Consider the following 15,748-nt stretch of genomic DNA (forward strand, 5'->3'; position numbering starts at 1 on the left):
TGGACAGTCTAGCCCGCAAGCAAGACCCGCGCCATCGGGTTCCTCCCGCCCCGGCATGGGACGGGGGAATTCGCGCACGGAGACCGGAGAAAGCCCTTTTTCCCGCTCCGCTGATTACACGCGAACCTTGCCGTCGCCTGTCAGCATTGAGAGTTCCACAAAGCGTGCCTTCGCACCCTGAGGCTGAAACGCCACCGGAAAGCCCGCGACCTGCTGGCCGTTCAGCGTATCGAGCGCTGCCACCAGCGATTCGCGCGTGAGCTTGCCATTGCTGGCCCCACGGCGCAACCCTTCCGACAGAATCCGCGCGGCGAGAAACCCTTCCATCGCCGAGTAGTTCGGCTGCAGGTTCTTGCCGCCCTTGCCGAGCACCGCCAGAAACTCGCGGGTGACCGGGTGCGTGGTCTTGAACGGCGATGGCACGACTTGTGTCACCACCACGCCTTCGGCCTCCTTGCCGAGTGCGTTCGACAACGCCGATGTGCCGACAAACGAAACGTTGTAGAACTGGCCGCCGTAGCCCGCAGCGCGCGCCTCGCGCACAAAACCCGCGCTCGCCGAATAGGTGGTCACCTGCACGATCACGTCGGGCTTCTGGGCGACCAGCTTCTGCACAGCGCCTTTCACGTCGGCGGAGTTGCGCTCGACCGTGGCCGTCGCCACGGGGCTTAAGGCATGCTGCGCGAGCGCCTCAGTCACCCCCTCCAGCCCCGATTGGCCATAACCGTCGTTCTGGTAGAACACCGCAATCTTTTTGAGCCCCAGACCGATGAGCTGACGCACCATCAGCGCAGTCTCGTCCGCATAGGAGGCACGCACGTTGAACACCAATTGACGCAGGTTTGGCTGCCGCAGCGCCTGCGAGCCGGTCAGCGGCGCAAACAGTGGAATCTTCTCCTGCTGCACCTGCGGCAACGAGGCGACGCTGGTGGGGGTGCCCACATAGCCGAACAGCGCGAACACGTCATCCTTGATAAAGCGCTGGGTATTAGCAGCGCAGCGCTCGGGTTCGTAGCCATCGTCAAGCACGCGAATGCGCACCTCGCGGCCATTGATACCGCCACGCGCATTCAGATCATCGAAAAACAGCTGTGCACCTTGGTGATACTGAATTCCCAGCTCGCCTGAAAAGCCGGTCAGCGCGCAGGACTGGCCCAGCACAATGGCACCAGAATCCTGCGCTCGCACCGAAGGCACAAATCCGGCCGCGGCCGTTGCCACAACGGATGCCACAAACTGTCTGCGGCCGACATGGGCTGCACCGGCCACTGGCCCTATCGAAGCCAACTTACTGCTGTGAATCATCGTCTTCCCCTGCGTGAATACCCAGTTCATCCCGACAACACCCTCTCCAGCCCTCGAAAAAGACTCTGCGCGAACCCGAACCCGGTCGACGCATGCTGGCCCATCGATTCGTGCAGAAGACCCCAATGCATTCCGCATGACTGCCCTGAACGGTCATCGACCGCCAACGAACACCATGGAAACGCGCTAGAGTGCTCTGTCTCGCAATATGCCCAGCCGGTTTTCAAAAAACCACCGGGGCAAACCGCCGGATTGACTGTTATCAGAGAACGTATAGAAATTTAACAAATTGTCAAAAATCTAACCTGTTTCGCGAACAACAGTAAGTATTCACCCCCGATTTTTGTGACGACCTGAAACATGCAGCATCACAACAACACAGTCAGCACCGTGAAAGGTGCCTGCCCTCACGACTGCCCCGACACCTGTGCGCTGGTCACCACCGTGATCGACGGCGTCGCCACCAAAGTGAACGGCAATCCGGATCACCCGTTCACCGGCGGCGTGCTCTGCGCCAAAGTCAGCAAGTATGCCGAACGCACCTATCACGCTGAGCGCGTACTGCAGCCGCTCAAACGCGTGGGCCCCAAAGGCAGTGGCCAGTTCGTTGCTGTCTCGTGGGACGAGGCACTGACCGACATCGCCACGCACCTGCACCGCATCGCCGAGAGCAACCCCGAGGCCGTTCTGCCCTACAGCTACGCGGGCACCATGGGCATGGTGCAGGGCGAGAGCATGGACCGCCGCTTCTTTCACCAACTCGGCGCGTCGCTGCTCGACCGCACCATCTGCTCGTCGGCTGGTGGAGAGGCGCTGCTGCACACCTACGGCGGCAAGCTTGGCATGCGCGTAGAGTTCTATGCCGAGAGCAAGTTGATCCTCATCTGGGGCAGCAACAGCATCGGCAGCAACCTGCATTTCTGGCGCTTCGCGCAGGAGGCCAAGCGCAACGGCGCGCGCCTCGTCTGCATCGACCCGCGCAAGACCGAAACTGCCGACAAATGCCACGAGCATCTGCAGTTGCTGCCAGGCACCGACGCGGCGCTGGCACTCGCGCTGATGCATGAGCTCATCCAGAACGACTGGCTCGACCACGACTACATCGCGCGCCACACGCTCGGCTGGGGCGAACTCAAGGAGCGCGCGCTGCAGTGGCCGCCCGAACGCGCCGCCGAGGTCTGCGGCCTGCCCGTCGAGCAGATCCGCCAGCTCGCACGCGACTACGGCACCACGCCGCAGGCCGCGATCCGCGTGAACTACGGCGTACAGCGCGCACGCGGCGGCGGCAACGCGATCCGCGCGATCGCCTGCCTGCCCGCACTGGTCGGTGCATGGCGGCACCGTGCGGGCGGGTTGCTGCTGTCGTCATCCGGCATCTACCCGTTCAAGCGCGCCGCTCTACAGCGCCCCGACCTGCTGGGCGAGCGCTGCCCGCGCACCATCAACATGAGCACTATCGGCGACGCATTGTTGCATCCCGGTGATGCAAATTTCGGACCGAAGGTCGAGGCCATCGTGGTCTACAACAGCAACCCGGTCGCCGTCGCGCCCGAGTCGCACAAGGTCGCCAAAGGCTTTGCTCGCGAGGACCTGTTCACCGTCGTGCTCGAACACTTCATGACCGACACGGCCGACCTCGCCGACTACGTGCTACCCGCCACCACTCAGCTCGAACACTGGGACATCCACGGCAGCTACGGCCACACCGACGTCCTGCTCAACCGCCCCGCCATCGCACCAGAAGGCGAGGCACGCAGCAACGCGCGCATCTTCCGCGATCTGGCTGCGCAGATGGCGAAGCTCAGTCCCGCCTTCTCCGCACCCCATTTCCACGACGACGACGAGGCCCTGTGCCGCGCAGCCATCGCCGGAACGAATGTCGACTACGACCAGCTGCTGGCTCAGGGCTTCGCGAGCCTGGCCGTGCCAGACGCGCCATTTGCCGAAGGCGGCTTCCAGACGCCATCGGGCAAATGCGAATTCACGAGTGCGCGCCTCACCGCACTGGGCGTCAATCCCTTGCCCGATCACATTCCCAACTACGAACTGCCGAACGCCGACGCACGCTACCCGCTCGCGATGATCTCCCCACCCGCGCGCAACTTTCTCAATTCGACCTTCGTGAACGTGAAGAGCCTGCGCAACAGCGAAGGCCGCCCGCTGCTGGAAATCCACCCCGACGACGCCGCGCCCCGCGCGATTGCCGACGGCGACCTGCTGCGCGTGCACAACGCACGCGGCGAACATGTCTGCCACGCCAGCATCAACGGCCGCGCACGCAAGGGCGTGGTTGTGGGCCTCGGCATCTGGTGGCGCAAGAATGGCGAGAACGGAACCAACGTGAACGAACTCACCCACCAGCGGCTCACGGACATCGGACGCGGTCCTTGTTTTTATGACTGTGCGGTGCAGGTGGAAAAATGCACAGAGGCAGCGCCTCGGTAACCCGTCAGTCCAGTTTCACACCCGTGGCCTTGATGATCGGGCCCCAGCGCTTGGCCTCGGCGCGGGCCATGGCGTGGAATTGTTCGGACGTGCCCGCGAGCGATTCCATGCCGTAGTCCTGCAGGCGCTTGACTACATCGGGCGACGCCAGTGCCTTGTTGAGTTCGGTGTTGAGCCGCTTCGTGATGTCAGCGGAAAGACCGGCCGGTGCGAGCATGCCCTGGAATGCGTAGACCTCGGTCTCCTTCACACCAACCTCGGCGAGCGTCGGCACGTCGGGCAGCAGGGGCGCGCGTTTGCCCGAGCCGATGGCGAGCGCCTTCACCTTGCCGGACTGGATGACCGACAGCCCCGCCGCGAGGTCGAGGAACATGCAGGGCACCTGTCCGCCCATGACGTCCTGCACGGCTGGTGCCGCGCCGCGATACGGGATGTGGGTGAGGAAGGTCTTGGTGCGGAACTTGAACATCTCCATCGCAAGGTGATGCGGCGACCCATTGCCGGGCGATGCGTAATTGACTTTGCCCGGATTGGCGCGCACATAGGCCAGGAAATCGTTGAAGGTCTGGCCTTCCTTGAAGTTCGGATTCACCACCAGCACGAGCGGAAAGCGCGTGAGCCCGCCGACGTAGGTGAAGTCCTTTTCGGGATGAAAGGGCAGCTTGGTGAACAGATATTCGTTATAGGCCAGCACGGCGTTGTCGGCCGAGAGCACGGTATAGCCATCGGGCTTGGCCGTGGCCACCAGTTGTGCGCCGATGTTGGTCGATGCGCCGGGCCGGTTGTCCACAATGATCTGCTGGCCGAGCGCCACTCGCATGGCCTCGGCGACCGCACGCGCCAGCACGTCGGTGCCGCCACCCGCCGGATAGGGCACGACCCAGCGTATCGGCTGGTTCGGGTACACCGCCTGCGCGCGCACGAAGGGTGCCGCGAAAGCCGCTCCTGCGGCGGCGAGGGTGTGTTGGAGCAGTTGTCTGCGCTGCATTGTCTTGTCTCCTTTGTTGTCGATGATTCGTTCTTTGGATTCGTTCTTCTAATCTGGTTTTGGTCGGCTCATTCGCTGCTCACCGACTTTGCCGATGCTGGAGGAAACTCCACCCGCGTCACCGTGAAGCCCTGCTTGCGCAGCAAGGTCGGCAGACCTTTCGGGCCGCTCATGTGCAGCGCGCCCACGGCTGCGAACAGAGATTTCCCGAACGCGATTTCGGCGGTGATCGCTCGTGCAATACCGGGGTTGCGGCCTTCGACCATGCGTTCGTACTCGCGCCGCTCCGCTTGCGTGTTCACACACTCGCACCATTGAACATAGCTTTCCAGCAGCCGCATGCGGCCATCAGACCATGCGTGCGCCAGCGTACTCACCACCACCGGAGCGTCCTTGCGTTCGAGCTGATCGAGTCCCGTGGTGACCGTCTCCAACACTTTCTCAGGGTCATCGGAAACCAGTTCGCGGACTTGCGTTTCCACGTTTTCCAAAGCGATCACCGGTTTCTTCATGCCCGTCGCCAGCCCCGCCAGCATGAGATCGATTCCGTAAGCGGGATCCAGTCCTTCGCGCCGCGCAATCATTGAGGCCAATGTAAGCACCTGCGCATCCGGGCGCATCGCGTCCACCCCTGCGTCCAGGCATTCGCGCTGTTTCAATCGGTCGAGACGATACTGCAGCGCTGGCGGCAGTGGTTTCGCGCCCGGCTTGGCCTGCATGGCCGACATGAGGGCCTCCAATACCGTGGGGTCCAGTATGTTGAGTTCCAGCGCCAGCGCATCTGAGTCGCGCAACGCCTTCATCACCGTCGGTCCGGGAACCATCCACTGCGATTGCGCAATGTGAATCGTGCCATAGAGCCAACTTGTGCGCCCCTCTTTTTCCACACGCCAAAGCAGCCCACGATCACGCGCAGTGCGCATCTGCGCCTGCAGGGTGGCCACGTTGGGCATCTGTGCCGTTGGCGGGCAGTTGACTGCCGCGCTGGATGCGTCCTGCGCATGCACTGCACCGACCGCCACGGGAAACAGCGCCGCGATCAGCAGCGCTTTGAGTTGTCTGATCGATGCGCGCATGTGCAGCAGTCTTTCAAGAATGAAATCAGGTTGCGGCCGGATCAGCAATCGCCTGCTCAATGGCGCCGAACAGGCTCTGGCCCGCCTTGTTCTTCATCTCGATGCGGATGGTGTCGCCGAACTTCATGAACTCGGTCTTGGGTGTGCCGTCCTGAATGGTTTCGATGCAGCGCTTCTCGGCGATGCAGGAGTAGCCCTTGGACCAGTCCTTGTTGCTCACCGTGCCGCTGCCCACGACGGAGCCCGCGCGCACGTTGCGCGTCTTGCAGATGTGGGCGATGAGCTGGCCGAAGTGGAACGTCATCTCCGGACCCGCCTCGCACATGCCCACGCGGCGGCCGTTCCAAGTCGACTGCAGCGTGAGGTTCACCCGGCCCTTGTCCCAGGCATCGCCCAGCTCGTCGAGCGTGATCGCGACCGGGCTGAACGCCGTCGCCGGTTTGCTCTGGAAAAAGCCGAAACCCTTGGCCAGCTCGGCCGGGATCAGATTGCGCAGGCTCACATCATTGGCCAGCATCATCAGGCGGATGCCGTCGAGTGCCTGCTCGGGCGTCGCGCCCATCTTCACGTCACCGGTCACCACGGCGATCTCGGCTTCGAAGTCGATGCCCATGGCCTCGCTCGGCACCACCACATCGTCACACGGGCCAATGAAGTCATCGCTGCCGCCCTGATACATCAGCGGGTCAATGTAGAAACTCTCGGGGACCTCGGCGTTGCGCGCTTTGCGCACCAACTCCACATGGTTGATGTAGGCCGAGCCGTCCGCCCACTGATAGGCACGCGGCAACGGGGCCATGCATTGCGTGGGATCGAACGGAAACGCGTGACGTCCACGCCCCGCATTGAGCTGCACGGACAAGTCCTGCAACTGCGGCGAGATGAAGTTCCAGTCATCCATCACCTGCTGAAGGCGATCGGCAATGCCCGTCGCATAATGTGCCGAGCTCAGGTCACGTGAGACCACGACGAGCTGTCCGTCACGCGAACCGTCTTTGTAGGTGGCTAGTTTCATGGCGGTGAATTTCCTCCAATTTTCAACAAATCGCGCCAGCCACGCCCAGCATGAATTACGATTCGTGAAATTGATTTAACAAACAAGAATCGCAAAATTCTAGTGCAGATGGACGACGAACGCGCCGGCATTCAATCCGTGGAAGTGGGCTTTGCGCTGCTCGAGGCATTGACGCGCTCGCACGGCCCCCTGATGCTCAAGGACATCGCGGCCGACGCCGGCATGAGCGCCGCCAAGGCGCACCGCTATCTGGTGAGCTACCAGCGGCTCGGCCTTGTCGTGCAGGATGCGCGCAACAGCCGCTACGACCTTGGCCCTGCGGCGCTCAAGCTGGGTCTGGCCTCGCTGTCACGGCTTGATGCCATGCGGCTTGCGCGCGAGCGCGTGCCTCAGCTCATGGAGCAGGTCAGCCACACGATTGCGCTGGCCGTCTGGGGCAATCGCGGCGCGACGCTGGTGCATTGGGAAGAATCACCGCAGCAGGGCATCACCGCCCATCTGCGTCTGGGCGACGTGATGCCGCTGCTGTCGTCGGCCACAGGGCGCTGCTTCGGCGCCTACATTCCGCGCGAGAAGACCGCAGCGCTCATCGCGGACGAACTGCAGCTCGCCCAACGCCAACAACGCGCCGACCTGCCCCATACGCAAAAGGCGGTCGATGCGATGTTCGACGAGGTGCGCGTGCACCGCTGCGCGCGCGTGGTCAACACGCTGCTGCCGGGCATCGCCGCGTTCTGCGCGCCAGTGTTTGATTCGGACGGTCGCCTCGTCATGGGCATCATGACGCTGGGCTCGGTCGCTACCTTCGATGCCGAATGGAACGGTGCCATCGACACACCGCTGCGCGCCATGGCCGTGCAGCTGTCGAGCGATCTCGGCTGGGCAGGGTCCTGAGAGCGTGTTGACGATCTCAGCGCGAGGATTTGCAACGCAACAGGCCGCCCAAGGCCGCGCCTGCAAAACCGCGTGGAGATCGCCAGCACACTCTGAGCACCCGCGCGCTTGACTCCAGCCCCCGGCAGCGGTTTAGCAACTGCGCGAGAATCGATGCCGAGTCATGCCCCGTCAAGCCCTTCTCCTGATCACCGCTCTGGTTCTTGCCCTGCACTGGTTTGTGCTGGGCGGCATGCCTTTGGGCGGTACCGACGAGGGCAGCTCCGAGCGGCTGGCGTTCCACACGCGCATGGTGACGCCGCCGCAGCCCGAATCCGAGCCACAGGTCACCCCCACGCCGAAGCCCTCTTCTGCGCCAGCGCCCAAACCCAACCCCAAACCGCGCCCAAAGCCAATCGTCCCGCCGCCTGCCACGGTCGCGCCACAAGAGCCAGCGCCCGAGCCCAAGCCCGTCGAGACTGCGCCTGCGCCGGAAGAGTCCGTTCCCACAGACGCATCCGAACAGGTTGCGCAGGCCCCGGCAGCTCCCGCCATCGCCGCCTCAACTCCTGCCGAGCCCGCCTCTGCAGCCAGCGCCCCGGCATCACCCCCTGCCGCCACAGCTTCGGCCCCTTCGAATCCAGATGACGAACTGAGCGCGGGCGTCGACATCCGCCCGCCCGGAGCCGCTGGCGCCAAGCCCAGCACCGAGCCACCGCCGATCCACCTGCCCGCGAGCACGACACTGAAATACGCGGTGCATGGCGAGGTCAAGAAAATGGCCTACAACGTCAACGGCCAACTATCGTGGCGCAACGATGGTACGAGCTACGAGGCGCGGCAGGAAGTCAGCGCGTTTCTTCTGGGCACCCGCAGCCAGACCAGTACCGGAAAAATCACCGCCAACGGCCTCGCACCAGCCCGCTTCGGCGACATCGGCAGGCGCGAAGTGGCGGCGCATTTCGACTTCGACAACAAGATTGTCACCTTCAGCGCCAACACCAACCGCAACGCCATCAGCGCTGGCGCGCAGGACCGCGTCAGCGTGCTCATCCAACTCGGCGCGATGTTGGCCGCCGCGCCGGACCGCTACCCACCCGGCACGCAGATCTCGTTCACCACGGTAGGGCCGCGCAATGCCGACCGCTGGACCTTCACGGTCGGCGAGACCGAAACCATCGATCTGCCCGCAGGCCCCATGCGCGCAGTGCGCCTGCAGAAACTGCCGCGCCACGACCGTGATCTGCGCGCCGATCTGTGGCTGGGCACGGACAAGCAATATCTGCCGGTACGCCTGCGCCTCACGCAATCGAATGGAGATTTTGCGGAACTGGCGCTTAAATGAGGCGCGCTGCGACCGATATTTGCCGCATCCGCACATATATTGAGCCGATTGAGAAATATCGTTTGCTTTCAATATGATTCAAGCGTTTTCTCATCAATTCAATGAAGTGGGCCGTGCAAATATTGGCTCTATCTACTCGCTTTTCACAGTAGTTCACCAAATGCCGATTAACAAATAGACAGCAGAGGAATACGATGACTCTCATCAGAAGCGTCAATGCGAAGTCGTAACCCGCCCGCTGGGAACCCACACTGATTGGTACTTTGGGGGGTTGACTCAAGGCAGTTTGCCCAGAGGTCGGGTTGCGAAGGTGATTGACGGCGATAGATTTAAGAAGTATTTTTGACTTGCGCTTGGTCGATTGGTTTTAGCGGTAGAGGCTGATATCCAGTAAATGGAACCAATCTTCCAAGTCTGCAATTCACTGAAGCAAGGTATCAGTGAAATTGCGGGCTTCGATCCAGAGGGAGTCGAAGTGCATTGGATTCGGTGCTACCCAGCAAGACAAGTCGAGAAATCCACAAGGCTTGCAAAGGGAACAGACCGGATGGCCGACCGTTTTTTCATGCGAGCTCCTGTTGATTTCCGCGTTGCATCTGCCCTCACCAGGCCGATCAACGCGGTTTCTTTTGGGGGCGCATCCATCTGCTCGCATGGCCCGGCTTTTGCGCCTGTCCCAAGCGCTGCGGTGCTCAGTTCAATCCTCTACTATCCCAGAAAATCAGCACATTTAAATATAAAAATTGTTTTTTTCACGAGATTCGCACAAGTCTCCGAGCACAGATCAAATCCATGAAATACTGTTCCGCAGATGGTCGTGCAAAAGCCTTGCCGGCACCTATTGAAATGGCAGGCTTCGCATCCATCTATCCCTGCAGTGAAAGGAGGAACTTGACCATGCACATGCTCTACGACTCAGATTCTTTTGTTGTCGTCCACATGCAGCCTGATGCCGATCTGAGCGGCACTGAAAAGTCTGCTGCTGAAGTGAAGCCTACGGTTCCTCAACTGCCGCGCCACGGTTTCGAGATCGTGGACAAGCGTTCCGGCAAGGAGGTCTATCTGGATGGCTCTTGGGCAGAGATGTTCCAGCTTCAGATTCTGGAATGGCAGCGCAACACCCCCACTCAGGAAGAAGTGGAAGACACGCTCGACGGATACGTAGGTCTGGCCCAGAACCCGGTTCTCGTGCACTGAAGCACGCCAACCCCTCATCAACCTCACCCAACTCAACCGACACGCCGCTTGCGGGACACTGCAAGCGGCGTTTCTTTTCATGCCTTCTGCAAGGCCGCCTTGCTGCCGCCATACAGGCGGTGATAGAACGGTGCGACCAGCAGCAGCACCGCCACCAGACGGCAAACCTGAAACGCCGTCACTACCGGCACACCGAGCTGCAGCACCTTGGCCGTGATCGCCATTTCCGCAATGCCGCCAGGCGAGGTGCTCAACACCAGCGTCACCCAATGCTGTCCGGTGAGCCACGAGAGGCCGACGGCAAACAGCGCACACACGCCCATCAGCGCGAAGGTGCCGAGCGCGACCATGCCCATCCAGCGCGGCGCGGTGTGCAGGAACTCGCGGCTGAAGCGCACGCCCAAACTCACCCCGATCACGAGTTGCGCCGCATTGACCATCCACTGCGGAATCGCCGACAGCGTGACGCCGCTCACGGTGATCAGCAACGTGACCAGCAACGCGCCCAGAAACCAGGGATTCGCGCGCCCCAGCCTGCGCATGACCAGCGCGCCCACACCGGCCGCAGCCATCAGGATCACCAACCCCTTCGCGTCGACCACGCGTGTGGCTGGCGGCAGATTGTCGAGCCCGTGCAGGCCGCTCCACTGCAGCGCGAACGGAATCGTCACCGTCACGATCAGCACGCGCAGACTGTGTGCGGCGGCCACCAGATCGGCCCGCGCACCCCCACGCTCGGACAGCAGCGTCATCTCCGACGCGCCGCCAATCGCACCCGCGAAATAGCAGGTCGCGCGCATCGCCCGCTCGGACACCTGTGGCAGGCATGGCGCGGTCGTGCGATACAGCCAGGCACCGAATCCCCAGCCCAGCAGCAGGGCCCAGACGATGGCCAGCCCGATCGCCCACCAGAGTCCGCTGACCAACCGCGCAACCTCGGGCGTGAAGTACAGCCCGAGCGCGGTTGCAATCGTCCACTGCCCCGCGTTGCGAAACGCGATGGAGCTTTTTGTAGGCGCGCCCGCCATCGAAAGCGCGGCGGTGACAAGCAGCGGGCCGATCATCCACGGCAGCGGCGTGTGCAGGGCCACGCAGGCTTCGGCGGCCAGCCACGCGGCGAGCAAGGTGAGCGCAATGCGCAGGAGCGACGAGGGATGCAGGGACATGAGCGATCAGGAGTGGGAGACTTCGGGGCACTCTCCCACGGATTCGACGAGACAGTTTGCCGCTTCCGCAAATTGTCCTTCAATCCATCCGCGCATCAACACGACTCAGAGGCTGCGCCGCGCTCGACTCGCGAAGCCTGCATTCGCAAAATACGCAGCCCGGCTGCGGTCCTCTGTGGATCAGCCCTGCCTGCGCGCCGCCATCTCGCGGCCCATGGTCTGCTGCTCGTCCTCGCTCACCACCAGACGCGCCTGCGGATAGGCCACCTCGTCCTCCATCTTGAGATGGCGCGCGTAGCACTGCGCGAACACGTCAAAGGCGGATTCTTGAGACTCCGTGAATCGATCCTGAGCGCCGCTCACGATGGCAGCGAGCGCGTTGCGCACGGCATCGCTCCAGAGACGATGCATGTCCTCATGGTCCTGCTGCAGTTGCAGCACCAGCGACTGCAGATGCGCGTCATCTGCACAGCGCTGCTTGAGCGCGGGAAAGACATGCAGTTCCTCGTCCTGATGGTGCAGCGGCGCGGCGATGTCGAAATAGCGCTGCACATCGCGCGCCGCCTGCCGCACCGAATCGTCGCAGCCATTGGCGCGCAGATAGACCCGCAGATCGACCAGCAATTGCAGCGAGCGCTGCACGCGGTCATGACAGGCATCGAGCATCTCGAACGGCTGCTCGAAACCAACGCCCGGACTGCGCAGGCCGGGCAGCGAGATTCTGGTGTTCATGCGGCATTCTCCTTCGCGCCATCAGGCGGCGCAGCCCACGGGGATATCCACGGTGTTCAGCACGCTCAGATACTCGCTTGTGCAGGGCCGCTCGCCGCGCAACTTCTGTCCGCGCTCGGCCAATGTGCCCAAGCTTAAAAAGCAGATCGCGTGCTCGCTCTCCGAGATCCGGAAAAAGCGCCTCAGGCTCGCACTCTGCAATGATCCGCCGCTTGTCAGCCCCGACGCAAACCCCAGCGCCGTGGCCGCCAGCAGCATGTTCTGCAGCGCACAGCCCGCCGCCGTGCAGCTCTCGGCAAACGCGGCATCGTCGCCGCGCACGGCCACTATGAGCAGCAGTTCGGGCGAGCGATGCGCCTTTTCGCGGGCGCGCAGCAACTGCTCTTCGGATGCGTCGGGCTCACGCTCGAGCAGCGCATCGACAAAGGTCTGCGCGAGCGCATCGCGGGCCTTGGGTGGCACCTGAATCAATCGCCATGGCTGCACCCGCCCATGGTCGGGCGCGTGCGCCGCAGCATTCAAGATCGCCTCCAGCTGCTCGGCATCCGGACCCGGCCCCGTCATGTTCCTCGGCCGTACCGTGCGGCGCGTCTGCATCAGACCGAGCGCCTGCTCTGCCGACATCGCATTCAAAGAATTCTGTACATGCATCTTGCCCACCTCGCTTTCATCCCGCACGCCCATCGGCGCGCGGTTTCCCATACCAAGTACAAAGCCGCGCTCCCCACACTGTGACGACCGCTGCCCAAAGCAGTGCCGCCACCGTCAGCACGTAAGACGCCAAGCCGCCGCCGAAAGCCGCCACCACGCGCAGCACCACCGTCACCTGGAGCAGACAGAACAAGCCCCACACCAGACGATCCGCATGCAGCATGCGACCGCTGTGGCCGCAGGAAACGCGCGTCACCATCGCCAGCAGCAGCGAGCCGAGCGCGCCCATGGTGAAGGCATGCAGCGCCGCCAGATCACCACCCCCAATGGGAATGAACAGCGACACCAAGCGAACTGCCCCCGCCAAAACAAAGGCGATGCCGATCCAAGAAAAGCCGATGTGCAACATGGCCAACAGCCGGTTCTTGAGGCTCTGCACCAGCCCCCAGCGGTAGGCCAGCCACAGCAGCGCAAGGCCCGCGCAAAGCTCAATGACTCCGCTGACGACTGCCCATGCCAGTTGCACGCTGGCGGGCAATGGCAGCAGCGCCAACCACACATCCGCCACCCGCAGCGCCATGCAGCCCAGCAGCAGCCACAGCACCCAGAACGGCCGCCATGCGTCGATGAATGGCAGCGCGCTCGATGTGAAAAACGGAATCATGCGGTGCGCCACCACGACATACACCACGCCCACGAATCCCCAGATGCCGGTATGCACCAGCGCGCGCGCCAGATCGGCGCGGCCCAGCGCCAACGCAAGCGCAGCGCCACCGAGGCCCACGCAGCCGACCATGCAGGCGATGGCAATCGCCGTCGCATGAATCCGGTCGTCGAGCCTGCTGCGCAGCACCAGCCGCCAGTAGATGCTGCACATCCACACAAAGCCCAACCATGCCGCAGCGATGCCGACGAAGGCGAGCGTCACGCTCCCCATCGAGCCCGCGAGCCAGAGCAACCAGCCCGCCGCCTGCATAAGGAGCGGCGGCATGATCGCCCGCATCGTTGGTGGCTCCACGTTCAGCCACTTGGGCCCGGCGGTGAATAGAAATCCGGCGAAGAACAGCGGCAAAAATCCAAAGCACATCACCATCGCATGTGTGAGCATCGCAGGAATGGCGTATGGCAACGTGCCTGCATTCAAGAGGCTTCGATCAATCTGCACCAACGCCCACCAGATGCCCGAGGCGATCAGCACCACCATCGCGAGAAAGAAACTCAGCCGATGCGGAGCATGCGCGAGCGTGCCTACGCGCCACGACATATCGGGCGCTGGCAGAGCGGAGTGCGGAGTGCCTGATGGCTGGATTTTTTGAACGCCGATGCCCGGACGTTTCGGCGGCTGTGGTGTATTCATGCTGATGGCTCCCAATCCGCCGCGATCACTGGCTGCTGCAGTAGGCGTCGTGCGTCAGCAGGCCGGTGTCGGGGCCTGTGCTGCTGCTCGTCGCAAGCGATGCGGGCGTGAACGATCCGTCGCTCACATCGAACACATAGACCTGGCCCTCTTCGATCACGTAGTGCCAGCCGTGCAGCGTGATGCGTCCGTCCTCCACCCGCCGCTGCACCATCGGATAGCCCATGAGCCGCTCCAACTGCAGCACCACCGCACGCTGTTCGGTGCGGCGCAGTGCCTCGGGCGTAGGCTGCACCGGCAGCACCGCGTCACGACCAAGATCGAGCCAGCGGTCCAGGTTCTTGGCCTCAGGCGAAATCTCGCCATACATCGCCTTGATGCCGCCGCAGTGGCTGTGACCGCAGACCACGATGCGGCTCACGTTCAGATTGAGCACCGCAAACTCGATGGCCGCCGCTGTTCCGTGATGGCCCTGCGAGCCGTCATAGGGCGGCACGAAGGCGCCGACGTTGCGCACCAGAAAGAGCTCGCCCGGCCCAGCACCCGTCAACAAATACGGAACCAGTCGCGAATCCGAACAGCCGATGAACAAGGTGTTCGGATGCTGCCCCTCGTCCACCAGCGACCGGAACTGTTCGCGATAGAGGGGAAACGCATCGCTGTGAAAGCAGCGCAGACGCTGCAACAGATCGTCATCGGGCACGGGAGCTCCTTTCTTGCGTCGTTGATCCGCGGCTACTGCACCAGCGGCGAATCGGCCGCGTCGAGTTGCACGCCTTCGATGGCCGCATTCCCTGCCAGCACCTGGAGATACTGGCGCACGGCATTGGTCCACGCCTGCTGCTGCAGCGCGCGCACCACGCCCGCATGGGCATCTGCGTAGGCGATGGGTTGACCGTTCTTGCGCTCCAGCACCTCGACCACATGCAGGCCGAAACGGCTATGCACCAGTCGCGAGAGCACGCCTACCTCAGCGGACGAGAACACGTCGGACGCGAACTCGGGCGCGCAATCGTCGCGCGAGAGCCATCCCAGATCGCCACCTTCGCGGCCGCTCGGGCAGTTCGAGAGTTCGCGCGCCACGTCGGCAAAGCGCGCGGGATCCTGCGTTCCCGCCACGCGCAGGTCGAGCAAGCAGGCCTCGGCGCGCTTGCGCAGCGCGTTCACATCGACGCCCTGCGTCACCGCAAACAGCACATGGCGCAGCCGCACCTGCTCGTTGAGAAACATCGGATGCCCTGCGTGATAGCGCTCGCAGGCTTCTTCGGTCGGCTCGGGCAATTGCAGATCGCGCTCGAGCAACTGCTCGATGGCGCTCTCGGCCGCCTGGCTGATGGCGCCCTGCACCATCGGTTGATCGGACAGGCCCAGCAGGCCCTTGAACTGCGCCTGCTGGCGCAGCAGCTCGGTGCATGCGCGCTGGCGCAGCGTCTCGGTGTCGGGCGACTCGTCAGGCGCATGCAGCGGCACGCCGTTGACGCGCGCCACGGGAACGACGATGTCGTTTTCCCGCATGCGCCCTGCGCCGCCGCAGCCACCACCACCGCCGCCGGAAGAGGCGCAGGTGCAGACATGTTCTCCGTGTGACATGGTCATCT

General features: G+C 63.1%; 15 protein-coding genes. 5 read left to right on the forward strand and 10 right to left on the reverse strand.

What is annotated here, in order from left to right; genetic code table 11:
• Positions 1–114 precede the first annotated feature (114 nt).
• Positions 115–1,305, reverse strand: coding sequence for an ABC transporter substrate-binding protein (locus G7047_RS20185; RefSeq protein ID WP_166312170.1), 1,191 nt, complete (start codon positions 1,303–1,305; stop codon positions 115–117).
• Positions 1,306–1,665: 360 nt separating this feature from the next.
• On the opposite strand from G7047_RS20185, the gene G7047_RS20190 reads away from it, so the two are divergent.
• Entirely contained in the window at positions 1,666–3,750 is a 2,085-nt protein-coding gene (locus G7047_RS20190) for a molybdopterin-dependent oxidoreductase (RefSeq protein ID WP_166309477.1), read from the forward strand.
• Between the two features lie 4 nt (positions 3,751–3,754).
• Here the strand turns inward: G7047_RS20190 and G7047_RS20195 are convergent, their stop codons facing one another.
• From G7047_RS20195 to G7047_RS20205, 3 genes are all read right to left on the reverse strand, one after another.
• Positions 3,755–4,738, reverse strand: coding sequence for a tripartite tricarboxylate transporter substrate binding protein (locus G7047_RS20195; protein ID WP_166309479.1), 984 nt, complete (start codon positions 4,736–4,738; stop codon positions 3,755–3,757).
• A gap of 68 nt (positions 4,739–4,806) precedes the next feature.
• Positions 4,807–5,814 (reverse strand): TraB/GumN family protein, encoded by a 1,008-nt coding sequence (locus G7047_RS20200; protein ID WP_166309481.1) that lies wholly within the window; start codon positions 5,812–5,814, stop codon positions 4,807–4,809.
• A 25-nt stretch (positions 5,815–5,839) separates the two neighbouring features.
• Entirely contained in the window at positions 5,840–6,829 is a 990-nt protein-coding gene (locus tag G7047_RS20205) for a fumarylacetoacetate hydrolase family protein (protein WP_166309483.1), read from the reverse strand.
• Between the two features lie 108 nt (positions 6,830–6,937).
• On the opposite strand from G7047_RS20205, the gene G7047_RS20210 reads away from it, so the two are divergent.
• From G7047_RS20210 to G7047_RS20225, 4 genes are all read left to right on the forward strand, one after another.
• Positions 6,938–7,723, forward strand: a complete 786-nt coding sequence (locus G7047_RS20210; protein ID WP_166309485.1) for an IclR family transcriptional regulator — start codon at positions 6,938–6,940, stop codon at positions 7,721–7,723.
• 163 nt (positions 7,724–7,886) lie between these two features.
• Positions 7,887–9,047 (forward strand): DUF3108 domain-containing protein, encoded by a 1,161-nt coding sequence (locus G7047_RS20215; protein WP_166309487.1) that lies wholly within the window; start codon positions 7,887–7,889, stop codon positions 9,045–9,047.
• A 394-nt stretch (positions 9,048–9,441) separates the two neighbouring features.
• Positions 9,442–9,843, forward strand: coding sequence for a hypothetical protein (locus G7047_RS20220; RefSeq protein ID WP_166309489.1), 402 nt, complete (start codon positions 9,442–9,444; stop codon positions 9,841–9,843).
• Positions 9,844–9,944: 101 nt separating this feature from the next.
• Positions 9,945–10,244, forward strand: a complete 300-nt coding sequence (locus G7047_RS20225; RefSeq protein ID WP_166312171.1) for a DUF3567 domain-containing protein — start codon at positions 9,945–9,947, stop codon at positions 10,242–10,244.
• Between the two features lie 77 nt (positions 10,245–10,321).
• On the opposite strand, the gene G7047_RS20230 is transcribed toward G7047_RS20225, so the two are convergent.
• From G7047_RS20230 to G7047_RS20255, 6 genes are all read right to left on the reverse strand, one after another.
• Positions 10,322–11,410, reverse strand: a complete 1,089-nt coding sequence (locus tag G7047_RS20230; RefSeq protein WP_166309491.1) for an AbrB family transcriptional regulator — start codon at positions 11,408–11,410, stop codon at positions 10,322–10,324.
• 180 nt (positions 11,411–11,590) lie between these two features.
• Entirely contained in the window at positions 11,591–12,142 is a 552-nt protein-coding gene (locus G7047_RS20235; protein WP_166309493.1) for a hemerythrin domain-containing protein, read from the reverse strand.
• A 21-nt stretch (positions 12,143–12,163) separates the two neighbouring features.
• Positions 12,164–12,844 (reverse strand): nitroreductase, encoded by a 681-nt coding sequence (locus G7047_RS20240; protein WP_240939200.1) that lies wholly within the window; start codon positions 12,842–12,844, stop codon positions 12,164–12,166.
• Positions 12,810–14,150 carry an NnrS family protein gene (locus G7047_RS20245; RefSeq protein ID WP_240939201.1) on the reverse strand — a complete coding sequence of 447 codons (1,341 nt, stop codon included), beginning with the start codon at positions 14,148–14,150 and terminating at the stop codon, positions 12,810–12,812. Before G7047_RS20245 ends, G7047_RS20240 begins: the two co-directional genes overlap by 35 nt.
• 25 nt (positions 14,151–14,175) lie before the next feature.
• Positions 14,176–14,853 (reverse strand): carbonic anhydrase, encoded by a 678-nt coding sequence (locus tag G7047_RS20250; RefSeq protein ID WP_166309495.1) that lies wholly within the window; start codon positions 14,851–14,853, stop codon positions 14,176–14,178.
• Between the two features lie 32 nt (positions 14,854–14,885).
• Positions 14,886–15,740, reverse strand: coding sequence for a peptidylprolyl isomerase (locus tag G7047_RS20255; RefSeq protein ID WP_371813810.1), 855 nt, complete (start codon positions 15,738–15,740; stop codon positions 14,886–14,888).
• Between the last annotated feature and the right edge of the window lie 8 nt (positions 15,741–15,748).

The organism is Diaphorobacter sp. HDW4A (assembly GCF_011305995.1).
Classification (GTDB): Bacteria; Pseudomonadota; Gammaproteobacteria; order Burkholderiales; family Burkholderiaceae_C; genus Diaphorobacter_A.